The organism is Aurantiacibacter spongiae (assembly GCF_003815535.1).
Taxonomy (GTDB): domain Bacteria; phylum Pseudomonadota; class Alphaproteobacteria; order Sphingomonadales; family Sphingomonadaceae; genus Alteraurantiacibacter; species Alteraurantiacibacter spongiae.
The window spans coordinates 2047178-2065718 of sequence record NZ_RPFZ01000001.1 but is presented as its reverse complement, the minus strand read 5'-3'; the positions used below and the strand labels follow the sequence as shown (position 1 = coordinate 2065718).

The 18541-nt window shown below is 66.3% G+C and carries 18 protein-coding genes; 8 read left to right on the top strand and 10 right to left on the bottom strand.

Annotated features, from left to right (window positions below; all coding sequences use genetic code 11):
- The first annotated feature begins 93 nt into the window (after nt 1-93).
- The 4 genes from EG799_RS10055 (at nt 94) to EG799_RS10040 (ending at nt 4668) form a co-directional block, all read left to right on the top strand.
- A complete protein-coding gene (locus EG799_RS10055) occupies nt 94-867 on the top strand; it encodes a hypothetical protein (RefSeq protein ID WP_123880819.1) in 774 nt (257 codons plus the stop codon).
- 77 nt (nt 868-944) lie between these two features.
- The gene (gene nadA, locus EG799_RS10050) at nt 945-1931 is read left to right on the top strand and encodes a quinolinate synthase NadA (protein ID WP_123880817.1); all 987 of its coding nucleotides are present in this window, start codon (nt 945-947) and stop codon (nt 1929-1931) included.
- Nucleotides 1932-1996: 65 nt separating this feature from the next.
- Nucleotides 1997-3310 (top strand): DUF2254 family protein, encoded by a 1314-nt coding sequence (locus EG799_RS10045; protein WP_158611059.1) that lies wholly within the window; start codon nt 1997-1999, stop codon nt 3308-3310.
- Complete coding sequence (locus tag EG799_RS10040) at nt 3307-4668, top strand: DUF2254 domain-containing protein (protein WP_123880813.1); 1362 nt, start codon at nt 3307-3309, stop codon at nt 4666-4668. Before EG799_RS10045 ends, EG799_RS10040 begins: the two co-directional genes overlap by 4 nt.
- Here EG799_RS10040 and EG799_RS10035 read toward each other — a convergent pair whose 3' ends face one another.
- Together EG799_RS10035 and lipB are read right to left on the bottom strand one after the other, a co-directional pair.
- The gene (locus tag EG799_RS10035; protein ID WP_123880811.1) at nt 4669-4956 is read right to left on the bottom strand and encodes a hypothetical protein; all 288 of its coding nucleotides are present in this window, start codon (nt 4954-4956) and stop codon (nt 4669-4671) included. It lies immediately after the preceding gene.
- Between the two features lie 6 nt (nt 4957-4962).
- Entirely contained in the window at nt 4963-5622 is a 660-nt protein-coding gene (lipB, locus tag EG799_RS10030; RefSeq protein WP_123880809.1) for a lipoyl(octanoyl) transferase LipB, read from the bottom strand.
- Nucleotides 5623-5698: 76 nt separating this feature from the next.
- Between lipB and EG799_RS10025 the strand changes: the two genes are divergently transcribed.
- Complete coding sequence (locus EG799_RS10025; RefSeq protein WP_158611058.1) at nt 5699-6547, top strand: glycerophosphoryl diester phosphodiesterase membrane domain-containing protein; 849 nt, start codon at nt 5699-5701, stop codon at nt 6545-6547.
- Between the two features lie 9 nt (nt 6548-6556).
- Here EG799_RS10025 and EG799_RS10020 read toward each other — a convergent pair whose 3' ends face one another.
- On the bottom strand, nt 6557-7195 hold the full coding sequence (locus EG799_RS10020) for a class I SAM-dependent methyltransferase (RefSeq protein ID WP_123880805.1): 639 nt from the start codon (nt 7193-7195) through the stop codon (nt 6557-6559).
- Nucleotides 7196-7314: 119 nt separating this feature from the next.
- On the bottom strand, nt 7315-7659 hold the full coding sequence (gene arsC, locus EG799_RS10015) for an arsenate reductase (glutaredoxin) (RefSeq protein ID WP_123880803.1): 345 nt from the start codon (nt 7657-7659) through the stop codon (nt 7315-7317).
- A gap of 162 nt (nt 7660-7821) precedes the next feature.
- Here arsC and EG799_RS10010 point away from each other — a divergent pair, with 162 nt between their 5' ends.
- The gene (locus tag EG799_RS10010; RefSeq protein WP_123880801.1) at nt 7822-9918 is read left to right on the top strand and encodes a TonB-dependent receptor; all 2097 of its coding nucleotides are present in this window, start codon (nt 7822-7824) and stop codon (nt 9916-9918) included.
- Between the two features lie 22 nt (nt 9919-9940).
- On the opposite strand, the gene EG799_RS10005 is transcribed toward EG799_RS10010, so the two are convergent.
- The gene (locus EG799_RS10005) at nt 9941-10504 is read right to left on the bottom strand and encodes a (2Fe-2S)-binding protein (protein WP_123880799.1); all 564 of its coding nucleotides are present in this window, start codon (nt 10502-10504) and stop codon (nt 9941-9943) included.
- 135 nt (nt 10505-10639) lie between these two features.
- Between EG799_RS10005 and EG799_RS10000 the strand changes: the two genes are divergently transcribed.
- Complete coding sequence (locus EG799_RS10000; protein WP_123880797.1) at nt 10640-12055, top strand: MATE family efflux transporter; 1416 nt, start codon at nt 10640-10642, stop codon at nt 12053-12055.
- A gap of 6 nt (nt 12056-12061) precedes the next feature.
- Here EG799_RS10000 and EG799_RS09995 read toward each other — a convergent pair whose 3' ends face one another.
- The 3 genes from EG799_RS09995 to EG799_RS09985 all read right to left on the bottom strand — a co-directional run bounded on the left by EG799_RS09995 (nt 12062) and on the right by EG799_RS09985 (nt 14936).
- Nucleotides 12062-12856: a response regulator gene (locus tag EG799_RS09995; protein WP_123880794.1), complete on the bottom strand. Its 795-nt coding sequence runs from the start codon at nt 12854-12856 to the stop codon at nt 12062-12064.
- Nucleotides 12857-13251: 395 nt separating this feature from the next.
- Nucleotides 13252-13704, bottom strand: a complete 453-nt coding sequence (locus EG799_RS09990) for a response regulator (protein ID WP_123880792.1) — start codon at nt 13702-13704, stop codon at nt 13252-13254.
- 77 nt (nt 13705-13781) lie between these two features.
- Nucleotides 13782-14936 carry a GNAT family N-acetyltransferase gene (locus EG799_RS09985; RefSeq protein WP_123880790.1) on the bottom strand — a complete coding sequence of 385 codons (1155 nt, stop codon included), beginning with the start codon at nt 14934-14936 and terminating at the stop codon, nt 13782-13784.
- Between the two features lie 110 nt (nt 14937-15046).
- On the opposite strand from EG799_RS09985, the gene EG799_RS09980 reads away from it, so the two are divergent.
- The gene (locus EG799_RS09980; RefSeq protein ID WP_407641225.1) at nt 15047-16162 is read left to right on the top strand and encodes a fatty acid desaturase family protein; all 1116 of its coding nucleotides are present in this window, start codon (nt 15047-15049) and stop codon (nt 16160-16162) included.
- Nucleotides 16163-16165: 3 nt separating this feature from the next.
- Here the strand turns inward: EG799_RS09980 and lptG are convergent, their stop codons facing one another.
- Both lptG and EG799_RS09970 read right to left on the bottom strand, forming a co-directional pair.
- Complete coding sequence (gene lptG, locus EG799_RS09975; protein ID WP_123880788.1) at nt 16166-17263, bottom strand: LPS export ABC transporter permease LptG; 1098 nt, start codon at nt 17261-17263, stop codon at nt 16166-16168.
- Nucleotides 17260-18522, bottom strand: a complete 1263-nt coding sequence (locus EG799_RS09970) for an LptF/LptG family permease (protein WP_267900634.1) — start codon at nt 18520-18522, stop codon at nt 17260-17262. The genes lptG and EG799_RS09970 overlap by 4 nt, the downstream gene beginning before the upstream one ends.
- Nucleotides 18523-18541: the final 19 nt, after the last annotated feature.

Here is an 18541-nt window from a genome sequence, read left to right as displayed (position 1 = left end):
CAAACCGGCTTTCATTCGAAGCGCTTAGCCGGCGTGATTGCGCGCCCCGTCGCCGCGCGGTAAAATCGACCGAGCTTCCGGGGAGGTTCGGCTATGGCGACTCTGGCATCGGGTACGCGGAGCGTTGCGGGGCAGACCCGCTTCTTTACCATCATGGCATGGGCGATGGCGCTGGTCATCGTCGCGGGCTTCGTCCTCAACCTGGCCGCCGGCCGGTCGAGCTTCCGGGTGCCTGCGGCCTACCATGTCCACGCCGTGATCTTCATGGGCTGGGTCGGCCTCTACGTGGCGCAGGCGACCACCATCTCGGCGGGCGCGATCAGGCTGCACGCGGCGCTCGGCCGGCTCGCCTACGGCTGGGTGCCGGCGATGGTGGCCGCGGGATCGGCGGTGATGATCGTCGTCGCGCGGCGCACGGGCGGGCCGTTCTTCTTCAACCAGAGCGAATTTCTCATCAGCAACCTGGCAACGCTGTGGTGCTTCGGCGGGCTGGCCTTCTGGGCCTTGCGCCGCCAGCGCTACAATGGATGGCACCGGCGCCTGATGCTGTGCGCGATGGCGATCCTGACCGGGCCGGGGATCGGGCGGTTGCTGCCCATGCCGCTGTTGATCCCCAACGCCTGGCTTATCTGCATCGTGCTGACCTGGGCCTTTCCCGCCATAGGCATGATCGCCGACCGGCGGCGCATCGGCCATGTGCACCCCGCCTATCTGTGGGGGCTGGGTATTCAGGTCGCGGTGTTCGCCGCGTCCATGCTGATCGCCTATTCGCCCCTGGGCTATGCCGTGACGCGCTGGGTCGTGGACGGCACGCCGGGGGCTCAGCGGCCGTTGGAAGCCTTCCTGCCACCCGGCTTCGCGATGTAGCGCGGAACCCGCTCGCCAGCGCGCCCGTTGCTCCTATATACGGGATCAACGCACGCTTTTCAGACGGGACCCACATCATGACCGCCGAAACCGCCATGCCGACAGGCACCGACCTGCGCGAGGAGATCGAGCGCCTGCGCAAGGAGCGCAACGCCGTTATCCTGGCGCATTACTACCAGACGCCCGATCTGCAGGACATCGCCGATTTCGTCGGCGATTCCCTCGAACTGAGCCGCAAGGCCGCCGATACCGATGCACAGGTCATCGCCTTTTGCGGGGTCAAGTTCATGGCCGACACCGCCAAGATCCTCAGCCCCGAGAAGATCGTCGTCCTGCCCGACATGGAAGCGGGCTGTTCGCTGGAGGACAGCTGCCCGCCCGACAAGTTCCGGGCGTTCCGCGAAAAGCACCCCGATCACATCGCGCTCACCTACATCAACTGCTCGACAGAGGTGAAGGCGCTGTCCGATGTGATCGTGACCAGTTCCAGCGCCGAGACGATCCTGTCGCAGATACCCGACGACCAGCCGATCATCTTCGGGCCGGACCGGCACCTGGGCGGCTATCTCAACCGCAAGTTCGACCGCGACATGCTGCTGTGGCCGGGTGTGTGCATCGTGCACGAGGCTTTCAGCGAGCGCGAACTCCTGAAGCTGAAGGCGCAGCATCCCGGCGCCCCGATCGCCGCGCATCCCGAATGCCCGCCGACCATCATCGACCATGCCGATCATGTCGGCTCGACCAGTTCGATCCTGCAATTCGCGCAGACGTTCGAAGGCGACACGCTGATCGTCGCGACCGAGCCGCACATCATCCACCAGATGGAAAAGGCGCTGCCCGACAAGACCTTCCTCGGCGCGCCCGGGGCGGACGGCAACTGCAACTGCAATATCTGCCCCTACATGGCGCTCAACACGATGGAAAAGCTCTACGTCGCGCTGCGAGACCTCGAACCGCGCATCGAGATCGAGGAGGAGCTGCGGTTGAAGGCCAGGCGCAGTCTCGACCGGATGCTCGAAATGGCTGCCGGAACGATCGGCAAGGGCGATCTCGGCCGGGTGTGAGGCAACCATAAGCCCGGTGCCCCGTTATTACCCTGCCAATAGCGTTCACCCGGGAAACCATCGCCTTGCCCCAATCCCCTGCGTCGGCCTCGCTATCGCGCGGCGGCTGGCAATTGCACCGCATCGTCGCGAGCTACTGGTCGGTGCCGCTCGTCGCGGTGCTGGCAGCGCTGCCTGCGGCGCTCATCACCATCGACCTCGACCGCGCCGGGCTGACCGCGTGGATCATCGAGCACGATCTGGCTCCCGTCGCCACGGCCGATACCGCGAAGGATCTGACAGCGGTCGCCATCGGCGTGAACGCCGCCTTCATCACCCTGTATTTCTCGATCACCCTGCTCGTCCTGACCGTCGCCAGCAGCACTCTGGCGGTGCGGCTGGTCGATCGCTGGCTCGAAAAGCGGCTGGTGCGCGTTTCGCTGGCCGGGTTGAGCTTCACGCTGGTGTTCTGCCTCGGGGTGATGGCCGCGATCGACGCGGAAGGCGAACTGGCCGAGCAACCGCTGGCCGCCTTTGCCGGCGTGATCTTCTTCCAGGCGCTCAACATCGTGATGCTGACGGTGGCGCTGCACGATCTGGGCCGGACGATCTTCGTCGACCGGTCGATCGAGGCGCTGGGCTCTCAGCTTGCCGACCAGGCGGTCTGCATCGTGCCGGGTGAACCATACCGCGGCGCGTGGGGCGATACCTGCGTGGCGAAGCGCGAAGGTTACGTGCAGGGGATCGCGCTGGAACGGCTGGCGAAGGCGCTGCGCGCTCATCCCGGCCGCATCCGCCTGTGCGCACCGCCGGGCCGCCACGTCCTGCCGGGCGAACCGCTGATCGCCTTCGAGACCGGCGGCGCGCCGACCGACCGGCTCGATGACGCCATCGCCATCGGCGACTATCGCAGCGATGCGCAAGGGGCGGTATTCCAGGTGCGCCTGCTGGTGGAGATCGCGACGCGGGCGATGTCGCCGGCGCTCAACGATTTCTATACCGCGCTCGCGGTCGCGGACCGGCTGGCCGCCGCCATGCCGGGGCAGGCGGCGGGCTGGATCGGCCCGGACAAGGTGCCGGTGTGGCAGGAGGACGAGCGGTTCGAGCTGCCCGGCCAGGATTTTGCCGGCCTGTTCGAAAATCCGCTGAGCGCCCTGCGCCAGTCCGCCGCGGCCTACCCGGCGGTCGCGATTCGCCTGCTCGAGAATTTCGCCCGGCTGGAGGAATGCCGGGGCGGGGTTGCTGCGTTCCTGCGCGACCACGGCGAGACGCTCGCCCGGCAGGCGATCGCCACGGCGCAGGACGAGGAAGACCGCGACGCGCTGACAAAGGCGATGCAGGCCTTGCGCGACGCCGCCGGAACCGACACCACGGTACCGATGATCGGTCCCGACGCATGACCCGGCTCCGCGCCTTCTGGCACGAGGTGAACGCCAGCTACTGGTTCTACCCGGCGCTGTTCTCGATCCTCGCCGTCATGCTCGCCTTCGCGACGATCTGGATGGACCGGCAGGGCTGGGCGGGCTTTCTCGGCGACATACCTTCGCTCATCCCCGCGCGTCCCGACGGGGCCAGCAACATGCTGACCGTGATTGCCGGCTCCATGATCGGCGTCGCCTCGACCGTGTTTTCCATCACCATCGCCGCGGTCGCCTATGCCAGCGGCAATTACGGCCCGCGCCTGCTGACCAATTTCATGGAGGATCGCGGCAACCAGCTGAGCCTGGCCGTGTTCATCGCCACGTTCGTCTACGCGCTGGTGGTGCTGCGCAGCGTGCGTGGCGGCGACGAGGCACCGACGGACCTGACCGAGGCCGTCGCCGACGCGATTCCCGGCTTCGTGCCGCAACTCTCGCTGCTGGTCGCCTTCGCCCTTACGGGCGTGGCGGTGGCGGTGCTGGTCTATTTCCTCAACCATATCCCCGCCTCGATCCGCATTAATACCGTGCTCAAGGGCATCGGCCAGCGCCTGCTCGACCAGATCGATCACCGCTTTCCCGACGAGGCCGACGGCGACGAGCGGCCCGAAAAACCCAAGGGCAAGCCGATTCGATGCGCCGGGACAGGTTACATCCAGCTGATCGACTATGACGCCTTGCAGAGCGTCGCGCACGATCATGGCGGGGATATCGTGATGGATGTGCGCGTGGGCGACTTCGTTCATGCCGCCGTCGCCATCGCCGACTGGTGCCCGCGCGAGGATGGCGACGCGGAGCCGCCCTATGCCGCCATCCGCGACTGCTACGCGATGGGCAGCCGCCGCACGCCGAGCCAGGATCTCAACTTCCTGGTCGACGAACTGGCCGAAATCGCGCTGCGCGCCCTGTCGCCCGGCATCAACGATCCCTTCACCGCGATCACCGCGCTGCACTGGATGGGTGCGGCGGTGGCCGAGCTGGGTCAGCGCGACCTGCGCCACGATCTGCATATCGAGAACGTCGCGCCCGGCGCCTCGCGGGTCTGGCCGCTCAACGACACCTTCCAGGATTACGTCGATCGCGGATTCGGGGCGATCCGCTCCGGCGCCGCGACCAACCGGATCGCGGCCGGCGTGTTTCTCGACGTGCTGGGCGATGCCGCGACGCTGATCGGCGCGCGCGAACGGCGGGCCTGTCTGCTGCGCGAGGCGAACCTGCTGCGCGAGCAGGCGCGCCTGGAATTGCGCGGACCGGAGCTGGAGGAGGTCGAGGCGCGCTACGATCTGGCGCTCAAGATCCTCGCCCGCGAAGGACTCGAAGCAACGCTCGACGGGCTGTGATCAGCCCTCGGCGGCGTCCTGCGCCGTATTCTGCGTGCCGCCGCCTTCCGCCGGAGCGTTGTCATCCTCGCCCGGCGCGTCCTCGCCGGTATCTTCTCTGACGAGCGGCGGTTCGGAGCGCAACCGGTCGACCGGCAGCATGGCGTCGCTGATCGTGCCTTCCAGGATTTCCCCCGATGCCGTCGCGCCGTCGCTGTCTTCCACCGGCGCGGCATCGTCGCCGCAGGCGGCGAGCGCGGCAAGCGGCAGCAAGCCGGCAAGAAACAGGCGGGAAATGCGATGGCTCATGCCCGGTCAGACCTCCGATATGGCGGCGAGGAAATCGCCGGCGCGCTGCTGCAATGCCTCATCCCATTCCTCCGGCGCAACCTGCAATCCCAGCTTCGCCAGGCTGGTCACGCCGTATTCGGCGATGCCGCACGGTACGATACCCCCGAAATGCGACAGGTCGGGCGACAGGTTCACCGCGAAGCCGTGCATCGTCACCCAGCGCCGCATGCGCACCCCTATGGCGCCGATCTTCGCCTCGGCGCCATCGATATCGTGCGTCCAGATACCGACCCGCTCGGGAACCGACCACGCCTTCACTCCGAAGCCCCCGAGCGTGCCGATCACCCAGCCTTCCAGCGCGTGGATGAACTTGCGCACGTCCTTGTCCCGCCGGGCGAGGTCGAGCAGCACGTAGGTTACGCGCTGGCCCGGACCGTGATAGGTATAGCGCCCTCCCCGCCCCGTCTCCACGACCTCGAAGCGCGCATCGACAAGTTCCGCCGGATCGGCGCTAGTGCCGGCGGTATAGACGGGCGGGTGTTCGAGCATCCACACCATCTCCCCCGCCGTCCCCTCGGCGATGGCGCGGTTGCGCGCCTCCTGTTCGGTGAGGGCGGCGCGGTAGTCGACCGCGCCGGCGGAGCGGCGCCATTCGATTTCGCCGGAATGGGTTGTGTCGGACATGCGAGCTTGCAGTTGCGCGAGTATGGCGAGGCGGCTTATCAAGCGCGCGAACAGGGACAAGGAAAATCAACGCATCATGGCCAGAACAGACGATAGGGGAAAGCTCGATCTGGGCCGCGCCTGGAACCAGGCGACCGCCATGCTGGCGGCCAACAGGGACGTGGTGCTGATCGTGGCGGGCGTGTTCGTCTTCCTGCCCAACCTCGTCGTCAGCATCCTGATGCCGCAGGCCGACGCCATGACCGAGCTGGAAGCGCGCGGGCCCGACCTCGCGCCGGAGGAGATGATGAACCTGCTCGGCGCCTTCTACGCCAGTTACTGGTGGGCCTTCATCCTGCTCGGTCTGATCCAGGCTGTGGGCCTGCTCGGTCTGCTGGCCCTGCTCACCGACCGCTCCCGCCCGACGGTCGGTCAGGCGCTCGTCTTCGGGGTGAAGGCGCTGCTGCCCTATTTCGTGGCGCAGTTGCTGGTCTCGCTCATCGTGCTGGCGGTCGCGGTCCTGCTCGTCGCCCTGGGCGCGATCATCAATCCGGCGCTGGCGGTGTTGCTGGGCCTTGTGGCGCTGATCGTCGCCGTCTGGCTGTGGATCAAGTTCTCGCTCGTCTCGCCCGTCATCGCGATTGAGAAGGTCATGAACCCGCTGCGCGCCCTGCAGCGGTCCTGGCACCTGACAAGGGGCAATTCACTGCATCTGCTCGCCTTCTTCTTCCTGCTTGTGGTGGCGATGGTCGTCGTGTCGATCGTCGTCTCGCTGGTGCTGAGCCTGTTCGCGCTGGCCGGCGACGATGTCGGCACGCTTGCCAGCGCCATCGGCGGGGCGCTGGTGACGATGGTCTTCGTCGCGGTGTTCATGGCGGTGCTGGCCGCCCTGCACCGTCAGCTTGCCGGCCCCGGGGACGAGGCCACGGCCGAAACCTTCGACTGATCCGCCCCGCTATTCGGCAGGGTCGATGTCCTTCCAGCCCCAGGCGAGGACGCAGGGCGGGATGTTGCGCCAGACATATCCGGTCTCGACCCGCGGGAACACCCGCGCGGTCAGGTCGCGCGCGACCCCGGCGAACTGGTAGGTGAGGAACGCCCCCCCTTCCCGCAGCACCCGGTGAGTCGCCTTGACGATGGCCGGGCCGACGCCGTCGGGAAGGGTGGAGAAGGGCAGACCCGAAAGGATGTAGTCCGCCTTCTCGTGACCGATTGATCGCACGATGTCCTCTACGTCCGCCGCCGAGCCGAGAACGGCATGGAAGCGGGAATCGCGAATGGTCCGCTTGAGATAGTCGATGAACAGCGGGTTGGTGTCGATCACCAGCAGCTCGCCGTCGCGCGGCAGGCGGTCGAGAACCGGCTGGCAGAAAGTGCCGACGCCAGGCCCGTATTCGACGAACAGCTTGCAGCGGCTCCACTCGACCGGTTCGAGCATGGCGTTGATGGTGACGCGCGAGGACGGGATGATCGATCCGACCATGCGCGGCTCCTCCAGGAAACCGCGGAAGAACACCCCCGCCGGGCCGAGGGCACGTTGCATTCGTGCAAGCAGGCCGGTCTTCTGCGGCTGCGCCAGTTCGTTACCATTCATTGCGTGCGGTGCTTCCCGGGTGGACAGAGTTCAGTCGGCGAACGCCCTCGCAAAAAAAGGCGTAGAATGCAAAGGGCCGGTGGCCGGGGCCGGTTCCGAAAAAGGCGTTTGCGCACCAGCTAGAGAATATCCTCAATGCGCTCTTTCGGGCGGCACAGGCGCACGCCCCTGTCGGTTTCCACCAGCGGCCGGTTGATGAGGATCGGATCGGCAACCATCGCATCGAGGACGGTATCGGCATCGGCGTGAGGCAGGCCGCGCTCCTGCGCGTCGGTGCCGCGCAGGCGCAGCCCCTCGGCCGGCGTCATGCCGGCATCGGCGAAGAGCTGAGCCAGTTTCGCGCGGGTCGGCGGGGTTTTCAGATATTCGACGACGCTGACCTCCACGCCCTCACGATCCTCCAGCAGAGCGAGCGTGCTGCGCGACGTGCCGCATTTCGGATTATGCCAGATCGTGGCCTTCATTCTCGTCTTCGCCTGTGGCCCCTTGCGTGAATGCCCGACCTAGCCCGGCGGAAATCCCACGCCAAGGTCAGATTCCCTGTTGCCAGTGATAATCATTCTCAATAGACGGTGCTTCTGCAAATCAATCGCAATAGCGTCCCACACGATACGAATGAGGCTTTCTTGACGTTTTCCGCTCTCCCCTTCCGTCCCCTTCTTCTTTCCGGTGCCGCGCTCGCCGCGTTTCCCGCAACCGCCCTTGCCGACGATCAGCAAGCGCCGCGCGACTACGCACCGGGCAACATCGTCGTGACGGGGCAGCTGGATGGCTACCAGGCCGATGACGGCAGCACCGCGACCAAGACCGACACGCCGCTGATCGACGTGCCCCAGGCCGTCACCGTGCTAACGCGGGACCAGCTGGAGGATCAGAACGCCCACCAGCTGGGCGAGGCGCTGCGCTACGTTCCCGGCGTCTCGCTCGAAAGCGGAGAGGGGCACCGCGACGCGGTGTTCATCCGCGGCCAATCGACCACCGCCGACTTCTATCTCGACGGCATCCGCGACGATGCGCAATACTACCGCTCGCTCTACAACGTGGAGCGGGTGGAAGTTCTGAAGGGGCCCAACGCGCTGATCTTCGGGCGCGGCGCGGGTGGCGGCGCGATCAACCGGGTCAGCAAGACGGCGAGCACGCGCGACGCGTTCGTAGGCCTGTCCGCCAGCGTCGGCACCTTTGGCGACTTCGCCCTGGCGACCGACGTGAACCAGCCCCTCGGAGACAATGTGGCGGGCCGGCTCAATGCCACCTACGAGGAATTCGACAACGATCGCGATTTTTATGAAGGCCGCTTCATCGGCATCAGTCCTACCGTTACCGCGCGTTTCGGTCCCGATACGACGCTGACCGCGAGCTACACCTATGACGACGACCGCCGCGTGACCGATCGCGGCCTCCCCTCGCTGAACGGCAGGCCGCTGACCGGTTATGACGACGTGTTCTTCGGCGATCCCGACTACAATGACAGCTTCGCCCGCGTGCACATCGCGCGCACCCGCATCGACCACCGCTTCGGCGACGCCGTCAGCGCCAACGCAACGTTGCAATACGCCAATTACGACAAGTTCTACGCCAACATCACGCCCACCAGCGGCACCACCGCGACAACGACGCGCCTGGCTGGCTACGAGAGCGGGACGCAGCGCGAGAACCTGATCGGACAAGCCAATCTGATCGCGGAATTCGCCACCGCCGGCATCGGCCATACGGTCCTGATCGGGGCCGAATTCGCGGAGCAGTCGACCGATGCGAACCGTGGCCAGGTGGTGTTCGACAATGGCGAGACAAGCGTGACGGTCCCGCTGGAAGAGACAATCTTCGTGCCCGCCTTCACCACCGTGCCACAGCGGGCCAGCAAATCGGACCTCGCCACGCAGTCGGTCTATGTCCAGGACCAGGTCGATTTCGGCATTCTCCAGCTCATCGCAGGCCTGCGCTACGACCGTTTCGACCTTGAGACGGTCGACCTCACCGGCGGATTTGCGGGCGATCGTGTGGACGAGGGATGGAGCCCGCGCCTGGGCATGATCGTCAAGCCGTTCGAAACGCTGTCGCTCTACGCCAGCTATTCGGAAAGCTTCCTGCCGCAATCGGGAGACCAGTTCAGCCTGATCGACGAGCTGGAAGAGACGCTCGATCCGGAGGAATTCGAAAACTACGAGATCGGGGTGAAATGGGCGCCGCGCACCAACCTGCTGTTGAGCGCGGCGGCCTTCCGGCTGGAACGGTCGAACACCCGCGCCGCCGATCCGCTCAATCCCGGTTTCACCATCCTCGCCGGCGAATCGCGGGTCGAGGGGTTCGAGGTCAACCTGGCGGGCGAGGTGCTGCCCGCGCTTCAGGTGAACCTCTCCTACACCTATCTCGACGGCAAGATCACGCAAGATACCGAACGCGCGCCCGCCGGCACGCGGCTGCAACAATTGCCCGAAAGCCAGATCGGTGCCTGGGCGCGCTATGACCTGACCGACAGGCTGGGCGTCGGCGCCGGCATCGTCCATCAGTCCGAGCAGTTCGCGAGCCTCGGCAGCAACGTGATCCTGCCCGGTTACACCCGGGTCGACGCGGCGGTGTATCTCGAAGCGACCGACCGGCTCGCTCTCCAGCTGAACGTGGAGAACCTGCTCGACGAGGATTACTACCCGTCAGCCCACGGCACCAACAACATCCAGCCCGGCGAACCGGTAAACGCCAGCATCGGCGCGCGGTTGCGGTTCTGATATCAGGGGTGCGGCGGCGGGATCAGTCGGTTCCGCCGCCGGCGCCGTCTCCGCTCCCCCGCATTCCCGGCACGGCGCGCGCCGCGTCTTCCTGGTCGATTCCGGGCGCGGGCGCGGCGCTGATCCGTTCGCGCCGGCGCGCAACGCGGCCCGCTCGCTGGATCGCACGCACAAGCCGCGGATAGACCCCGCAACGGCACAGGTTCGGGATGGCGGCGTGGATTTCCTCTGCGCCCGGGTCGGGATTGCGGCGGATAAGCGCGGCGGCGGCGAGGGCGATGCCCGGCGTGCAGAAGCCGCACTGGATCGCCTGTTCCGCCACCAGCGCCTGCTGCACCGGGTGGGAGCGGTCGCGGCTCAAGCCTTCGATCGTGGTGATGGAACGCCCCTCCGCCTCGGCCACGGTGACGAGGCAGGAGCGCAGCGCCTCGCCATCGACCAGCACCATGCACGATCCGCAATCGCCGACCCCGCAGCCGTATTTGGTGCCGGTCAGGTTGGCGACGTCGCGCAGCGCCCAGAGCAGGGGCGTGGCCGGGTCCACATCGAAATCGACCGGCCGTTCGTTCACGGTCATGGCTGTCATCTGCGCGCACGCCTCATGGCGTTCGCCTTGCCACACCCTCGCGCGCCGCTCAATCGGCTCGACACGGTTGATCGCCTGCCGCCCCCGCCCTAGGGGCAGCTTGCGGCCGGCCGGTCGCATGGCGACGAAGGGCGCATGGCGGACAATCCGAACAAGCGGGCGAAGCTGGTCCACGGCTCCATCCCCGGGCATCTCGTCCGCCAGACCAGCCCTGCTGTCATCGGCGTGGCTGCGATCATGTCGGTCGGCATCATCGACGCCTATTTCGTGGGTCGCCTGGGCGGACGCGAGCTGGCTGCGATCAGCTTCATCTTTCCCGTCGTCACCGCGCTGCAATCGCTGGGCGTAGGGGTGATGGTGGGCGTCAATTCGGTGGTCAGCCGGGCGCTGGGCGAAGGCAGCGACGAGCGCGCGCTGAGCCGTGCCAATCTCGGCATGATGCTCGGCGTCGGCGCCGGGCTCGCGGTCGGGCTCGCCCTGTTCGCGCTGCGCCAGCCGCTGTTCGCGCTGATGCAGGCCGACGCCGACATCCTGCCGCTGATCGACGAGTACATGCGCCCATACTCGCTCGGATTTCCGCTGTTGATGACGATGATGGGCATCAACGGCGTGCTGCGCGCGCAGGGCGCGGCGAAAAGCAACACGGCGGTGCTGCTGGTCTATTCGGGCGCGAACTGGATACTCGATCCGCTGCTGATCACCGGGGCGTTCGGGATCGGCGGGTTCGGGGTGGCGGGTGCGGCCTATGCGACGGTGCTCGGCTGGGCCATCGCCATCGTCATGGCGCTGTACCTGCTGGCCAGGCACGAGCTTCCGCTGCGCCCCGGATCGGTACGCGGCAAGGATCTGAAGCCCGGGATAGCATCCCTCGCGCGGGTCGCCGGGCCGGCGGCCTTCACCAATTCGATCAACCCTGCGGGCCTCGCCGTCCTGACCGCCCTGCTTGCCCCGCTCGGCGATGCGGCGGTCGCCGGATTCGGAGCTGGCGGGAGAGTGCAGAGCTTCGCGGTCGTGCCGCTGCTGGCGCTGTCCGGATCCATCGGGGCCATCGTCGGCCAGAACTGGGGCGCGGGCGAGCATGACCGGGCGCGCAAGGCGCTGTGGCAGGCGGGGCTGTTCTGCGTGGCCTACGGCCTGGCCGCGGCCCTGGTGCTGTTCACCTCGCGCCGCTGGTTCGCGGGCCTGTTCAGCGGAGAGGCGGACGTGCTGCGCGCGACCACCGAATATCTGGCGATCTCGGTCTGGGGCTATGCCGGATACGGCTTGCTGATCGTCGTCAACGGGGCGCTGAACGCGGTCGACCGGGCATCGAACGCGCTGGCCCTTTCTCTGGCGCGCGTGCTGCTGGTGATGGTTCCGGTCGCGTGGCTGCTGCGCGGCGCGTGGGACACGCAGGCAATCTACGTCGCGGAACTGTCGGCCAACCTGCTTGGCGGACTGGCGGCTGCCGCAATCGCCTGGTGGGTGTTCGTCCATTCCGCCGGCGGCGCTTCGAACGAAAACGCCGCCGAACCCGCAACCGGGTCCGACGGCGTGGAAGCCAATGCCTGAGACAGCCTAGTCGAGCGGGCGGCTCGATCCGAAGAACAGCGCCTGGCTTATCGCCGCGCGTACCGTGTCTTCCTGGAACGGCTTGGTGATGAGATAGGTCGGCTCGGGCCGGTCGCCCGTCAGCAGGCGCTCGGGATAGGCGGTGATGAAGATCACCGGCACCGAATCGATGGCAAGAATATCGTCCACCGCATCGAGCCCCGATGACCCGTCGGCCAGCTGGATATCGGCCAGCACGAGGCCGGGCGTCGCCTTGGCGACCACTTCCTGCGCCTGCGTCCGGGTGGCCGCGGTGCCGCAGATGTCGTGACCGAGCGAGCGTACCAGATCCTCGAGCTGCATGGAGATGAGCGGTTCATCCTCGATGATGAGCACGTTGGTCGTCGTTTCGCGCTCGATCTCGGACACCGCCTCGCGCACCAGCGAATCGACGTCCTCCTCGCTCATGCCCATGATCTCGCCCGCTTCGGCAGAGGTGAAATCCTCCACCGTCGTGAGCAGTAGCGCCTGACGGTTTACAGGGGTGATGCGCTTGAGCTGGTCACGCGCCGCGTTCTCGTGCGCGCTGCCCTCGCCCTCACCGTCCTCGACCTCCATGTAGGCGCTGGACCAGACCTTGTTGAAAGCGCGGTAGAGCGGCACGCGTCCGCCGCGCAGGCTTTCGGCCACGTCGTCATCGGCCAGCGCCGCCTCGAGCGTGGCCTGGACGAAAGCGTCCCCGGTGGATTGCGAACCCGTCAAGGCGCGGGCGTAACGGCGTAGAAACGGAAGATGTGCGGCGACTTCGGCCCCGATCGACATAGATACCCTTCCCGGTCAATTCGTGGCCCCAAACGAACGGCACCCGTGCTGGTTCCGCGCCTGCGACCATTGTCGGTAATGCGAATGCGAGGTCGCAGATGGCTGGTCGCAGCCGGGTTTGCAAACGCCATCGAAAAAAATTTCGAAATTTTCGAAACCGTCGGGAACGCTACTTCCGCTTGGCCATTTAGGGTATGTCACCGCCGAGACCCCCCCTCCCGTCCAAGCGGCAGGTGATACGATCCCGAAAGGCCTTCGCTCAACAAAGAGCGGAGGCCTTTTTTTCGGGCAGGGTCCGGCCTCGCAAGTCAAGCGGGGCAACCCGGCGAGGCAAGGCCGGGCGAAGCGCGGCGTCCGCGCTACCGGTGTATCACGTGTCGGCGGGGGGCGCCTGGCTAGCCGAGCAGGCGAGCGAAGAGGCCGCGCTTGCGGTTGGCTGAGGCGAGAACGTCAACGAGTTGCGCGGGATCGTAGGGCTTTTCGAACACCGGGCCCATCTCGGCGATCTCGGGCGGGATCGATTCGGGCGAACCGGTGGAAAAGGCGATCCGCGGGCGCTTGGGTCCGAGCATCGTCACCAGTTCGGCAAGCGCCCAGCCATCGCTGCGGTCGGCGAGATGCACGTCGAGCACCATCGCATCGAACTGTTCTTCCTTTTCGAGTTCTTCCATCGTCGCCTGCATCGTCTGGCAGATGACGACATCCTCCGCCCCGCCATCGCGCAGCGCATCTTCCAGCGACATGGCGAGCACGGCGTCGTCCTCGACCAGCAGGACGCGGCCGAGGGACACGCGCCTGTCCGCCTTCCCGCTTTCCGCCTTGTCCCGACTGCCCTTCGACGCCTTCATCTGCGATCCCGTCACGCGCGTGTTTTCGTGCGCCCTCAACGCGATGAAGCGCGGCGTTGTTCCCGCCCGGGCGGACCCTAAAGCCGTTTGTCGTAGAGCCGGTATTCCCGGTTAATCTTCGCCTCGATCGCCTCGGCGATGGCGTTCATGCCCTGGTTGTCGTCCAGCACCCAGCCGATTTCGGAGCGCGCCGTGGCGTGGTTGGCGACTGTGTAGCGACGAATATACTCGATCATCATGAAGGCCAGCTGGCTCGCGAGCCGTGTATTCTGGTACTTCTTCACCACGCCCATCAGCGGCACCCGCATCGCCGCCTGCGGGGGATTGCGCAGCCACCACAGGATGCGCGCCCAGTTGAAGGGGAACAATCGCCCGTTCATGTGGATCAGCCGCTGGTTGAGATCGGGCAACGCCAGCATGAACGCCGCCGGTTCGCCCTCCACCTCGGCGATCATGTTCGCCCCTTCCAGGATCAGCGGCTTCAACTTTTTCGCGCCGTATTCCTTCTCCGATTCGGTGAAGGGGACGAAACCCCAATTGTCCGACCAGGCATCGTTGAGGATATCGATGCAGATCGCCGCGTCGCGGTCGAAATGCCCCAGGTCAACGGTTCGCACCTTGATGCGGTCGCTGCGTTCACCCGATTTCACGATCCTCTCCACGATGCCGGGAAAGCCACCGCTGACATCGAGATCATAGGTGTAGAGCGACTTTGCCTTCTCGTAGCCCAGAGCCTCGATCCAGCCCTGATATTCAGGGCTGTTGTGGCCCATCATCACCATGGGCGGGTGGTCGTGCCCCTGCACCAGCAGGCCCGGCTCCTCCCAGATAGACAGGCTGATCGGCGCCAGTACGCGGGTCATGCCCTGCTCGCGCAGCCATTCCTCGGCCCGTTCGATCAGGGCGCGGGCGACCTGCTCGTCCTGCGCCTCGAACATGCCCCAGTTGCCGGTGCCCGGCCCCATGCCCTGCTCGCGCGGCTGGGCGAGTGCGAGCTCGTCGTAATGGGCCGAGATGCGGCCCACCACCCGTCCCCCCCGGCGGGCGAGGAACAGCTGGACCTTCGCATGTTCGAAAAACGGGTTCTTCCCCGGCGTGAGCAGTTCCTTCACCTCTGCACGCAGGGGCGGGACCCAGTTGGGATCGTCGGCGTTCAGGCGGTAGGCGAGGTCTATGAACGCCTGCAGGCCGGCCTTGTCCGAGACCGGTGCAATATCTATCTGGACGGCCATCGCTCCAACCCTTTCGTTCACGGCAGGTTCGCTCTGTCTATGGTTGGGCAGGAGTGTCAAGCGCGGCGCGACCGGCACCGCTGGCAACAGCAACGGGACCAGACAACGACATGGCAACGACGCAGGACATGACGAGGGAAACGGCGGAGCGTACTGCCGCGCCAGCCGGCGCTCGTCGGCGCGTGCATGCCCAGATCCCCGACGACAAGGCGATGATGCGCGCCGCTGCCGAGCTCACGCGCGACATCAACACCGCGCGCGCGGCGATCTACTGGCCGGACATGCTCGGCTCGGCCCTGCTCGGATACGCCGCGCTGGCGGGCGCTATGCTTCTGCAAACCCCCTGGCTGGCCGTTGCCAGCGGTGTCGTCGCGGTGCTGGCGCTCTACCGCGCGTTGCTGTTCATACACGAGATAAGCCATCTGCACCGCGACGCGCTGCCCGGCTTTCGCCTCGCTTGGAACCTGGTCATCGGCATTCCGATGCTGACGCCCAGCTTCATGTACGAAGGTGTTCACACGCTGCACCATGCGCGGACCAAATACGGCACGATCGAGGATCCCGAATACATGCCGCTGGCGCTGATGAAGCCGTGGAGCCTGCCGGTCTTCGTCCTTGTCGCAGCGCTCGCGCCGATCGGCCTCGTCATTCGCTTCGCCGTGCTCACGCCGCTCGGCTGGCTGTTTCCGGCGCTGCGCCGCGCCGCGTGGGAGCGGTTCAGCGCACTGTCGATCAACCCCGCCTTCCGCCGCCGCCCGGCACAGGGCAAGGAGGCCCGCCGCTTCCTGCTGCTGGAGATCAGCGCGACGGCATGGGCGATCTCGCTGGTCGCGCTGGTGATCGGCCTCGGCCTGTGGCGCGAAATCGCCATCGCTGGCGCGGTGTTCGCAGCGGTCGCGGTGTTCAATCAGCTGCGCACGCTGGTCGCGCATCTGTGGGAGAACGAGGGCGAGGCGATGACCGTCACCGCGCAATATCTCGATTCGGTCAATGTGCCGCCGCCGTCTCCGCTGGCGGCGATCTGGGCGCCGGTGGGCCTGCGCTACCATGCGCTGCACCATCTGATCCCGTCCATGCCCTATCACTCGCTGGGCGAGGCGCACCGCCGCATCCGCGACCATCTTGGCGAAGGGTCCACGTTTCACGAGGCGTCTCATCGCGGCATGGTCCCGCTGGTCGGTCGCATCGCCCGATCCACGATGGGTCGCCCCGGACCTGCGGACTAGATCCTATTCTTCGGTGCGGACCAGCACCGTTTCCCCGACAAGCGCGAACAGCACGAACGGCGCCCATGCCGCGAGCAGCGGCGGATAGCCGCCGAAGCTGCCCATAGCCAGCGCGGCGTTGTCGACCACGAAGTAGGCGAAGCCGAGCGCCATGCCGATCACTGCGCGCGCGAAGACATGTCCCGACCGGGCGAGGCCGAACCCCGCCACCGCGCCGAGCAGCGGCATCAGTAACGCGGAGAGCGGCCCGGAAATCTTGTGCCACCATTTCGCGGTAAGCTCGCCGGTGCGCCTGCCCGAGGATTCGAGCGCCTCTATCGACCGTCCCAGTTCGCCGATGTTCTCCGCTTCCGGATCGACCCGGCGCAGGGCGATCTGCCCCAGCGTGACGCCGGGCGCGACGACGACGGTACCGAGACTGGCATCCTGCGCCGTGGAAACGACGAAGCCGGTCGCGTCTTCCAGCCGCCAACCCGGTTCGGCATAGCGCGCTCGCGGCGCCTCTATCTGGCGCGTGATCATCCCGTCATCGTCGCGTTCGTAGAAGGTTACGCCGGAAAGAACGCTCGCCGCCCCGCTCCCGGACAGCATGCGCGCCATCAACACGTCGTTGCCGTCGTTGAAGTAGACATTGGTGCGCTGTTCCCGGCCCGGCGGGACGGGCGCGTAATCCACCGACTGCCAGGCGGTCAGCGTCGCGGTCGCACGAGTCACGATGCGCTCGTTGAAGGCGAAGGAAGCCACGGCGACGAACGCCGCGACGAGCAGCAAAGGGGCGAGGATCTGGTGCGCGGACAGGCCGGCGGCCTTCATCGCGGTCACCTCGGAGTTCTGGTTGAGCCCGGCAAGCGTGATGATCGTCGCCAGCAGCACCGAATAGGGCAGGAAGCGTGCGACGAGCTGGGGTATCCGCAGCGAGGCATATTCCACCAGCTGCGCCTGCCCGTTGCCAGGGGCGGCAAGGATATCGCCCGTTTCGGCCAGCAGATCGAGCATCATCAGCACCAGCACCAGCATGGCGAGCACCGCTGCGATGCGCACGGCGAACATCTTGCCGAGGTAGATGGTCAGCCGGGTAGAGGGAAAGAAATCGAAGATCATGCGGGCAACGCGCTGTCGATTCGCTCGCGCTGCTCGTCTCCGGGATCTTCCTCCTGCCGACCGAGCCTCGCGCGACGCCCGAACAGGCGGCGCACCTGCCGCGCGATCTTCGCGTAGATCGCTTCGAGGAAGCCGATGGCCTGGCCGCCCGGAACATAGGCGACCTGGTAGAACATCCAGAAGATCACGGCTGAAAGCGCCGCGAACGGTCCCCACAGCGCCAGATAGGGATCGACGCGCCCCAGCGCGGCGACATCGGCCCCGTACTGGTTGACCTTGTGATAGGCGACCACGATCACGATGGAGAGGAACACGCCCAGCGCCGAGGTGCTGCGCTTGGGCGGTATCGCGAGCGCCACCGCCAGCAGGGGCAGCAGCAGCATCATCACGACCTCCACCATCCGGTAGTTGAAATTGGCGACGCTGGCGGCGCGGGTATCCTTGGGCACTTCCCTGTTCCAGCCGATCTTGAGCAGTTCGGGCAGGATGTATTCGCGCTCGTCCTCTCCGCGCCCGCGAAAGTTCTCGATTGCCGGGAGGTCGATCGGCAGATCGAGCTGACTGAAACTGAGCACGCGCGGGGTGCCCGTCGGCACCTCGTGCACCTGGGTACCGTCGAGCAGGCGCAGGATGATCGTGTTGCGGTCGTCCTGATTGGCGAGGAAGCGCCCCTCGCGCGCGGTGATGGAAAGGGTCTGCCCGTTATCGTCGGCGACGCGGGCGAAGATGCCCATCAGCTGCCGCCCGTCGTCCCGGCTCTCCTCGATACGCAGGGCCATGCGATCCTCGATCGTGTTGAACTCGCCCACCTTGATTGACGCACCAAGCGCGCCCGAGCGCAGATCGAACTGCATTTCCTCGTAGGCGAAGCGTGATTGCGGCTGGATGTAATAGACGATGGCGAAGTTCAGGCCGACGAGCAGCAGCGTGATGAGGTAGGGTACGCGAAGCAGGCGCAGGTAGCTCCACCCTACCGCGCGCATGACGTCGAGCTCGCTGGAGACTGCCAGCTTGCGAAAGGCGAACAGCACCCCCAGCATCAGGCCGAGCGGAATGGCCAGCCCCGCATATTCGGGCACCAGGTTCAGCATCATCGAAAACACGACGTTGACCGGCCCGCCCTCGGTACTCACGAATTCGAACAGGCGCAGCATCTTTTCCAGCATCAGGAGGCTGGCTGCCAGAACGAACACGCCGATCATCGGCACGATCGTCAGCCGGAGAATGTAGCGGTCGAGAGCGGTGAAGAAGCGGGACAAGTCGCGGGGGTCCGGAGGA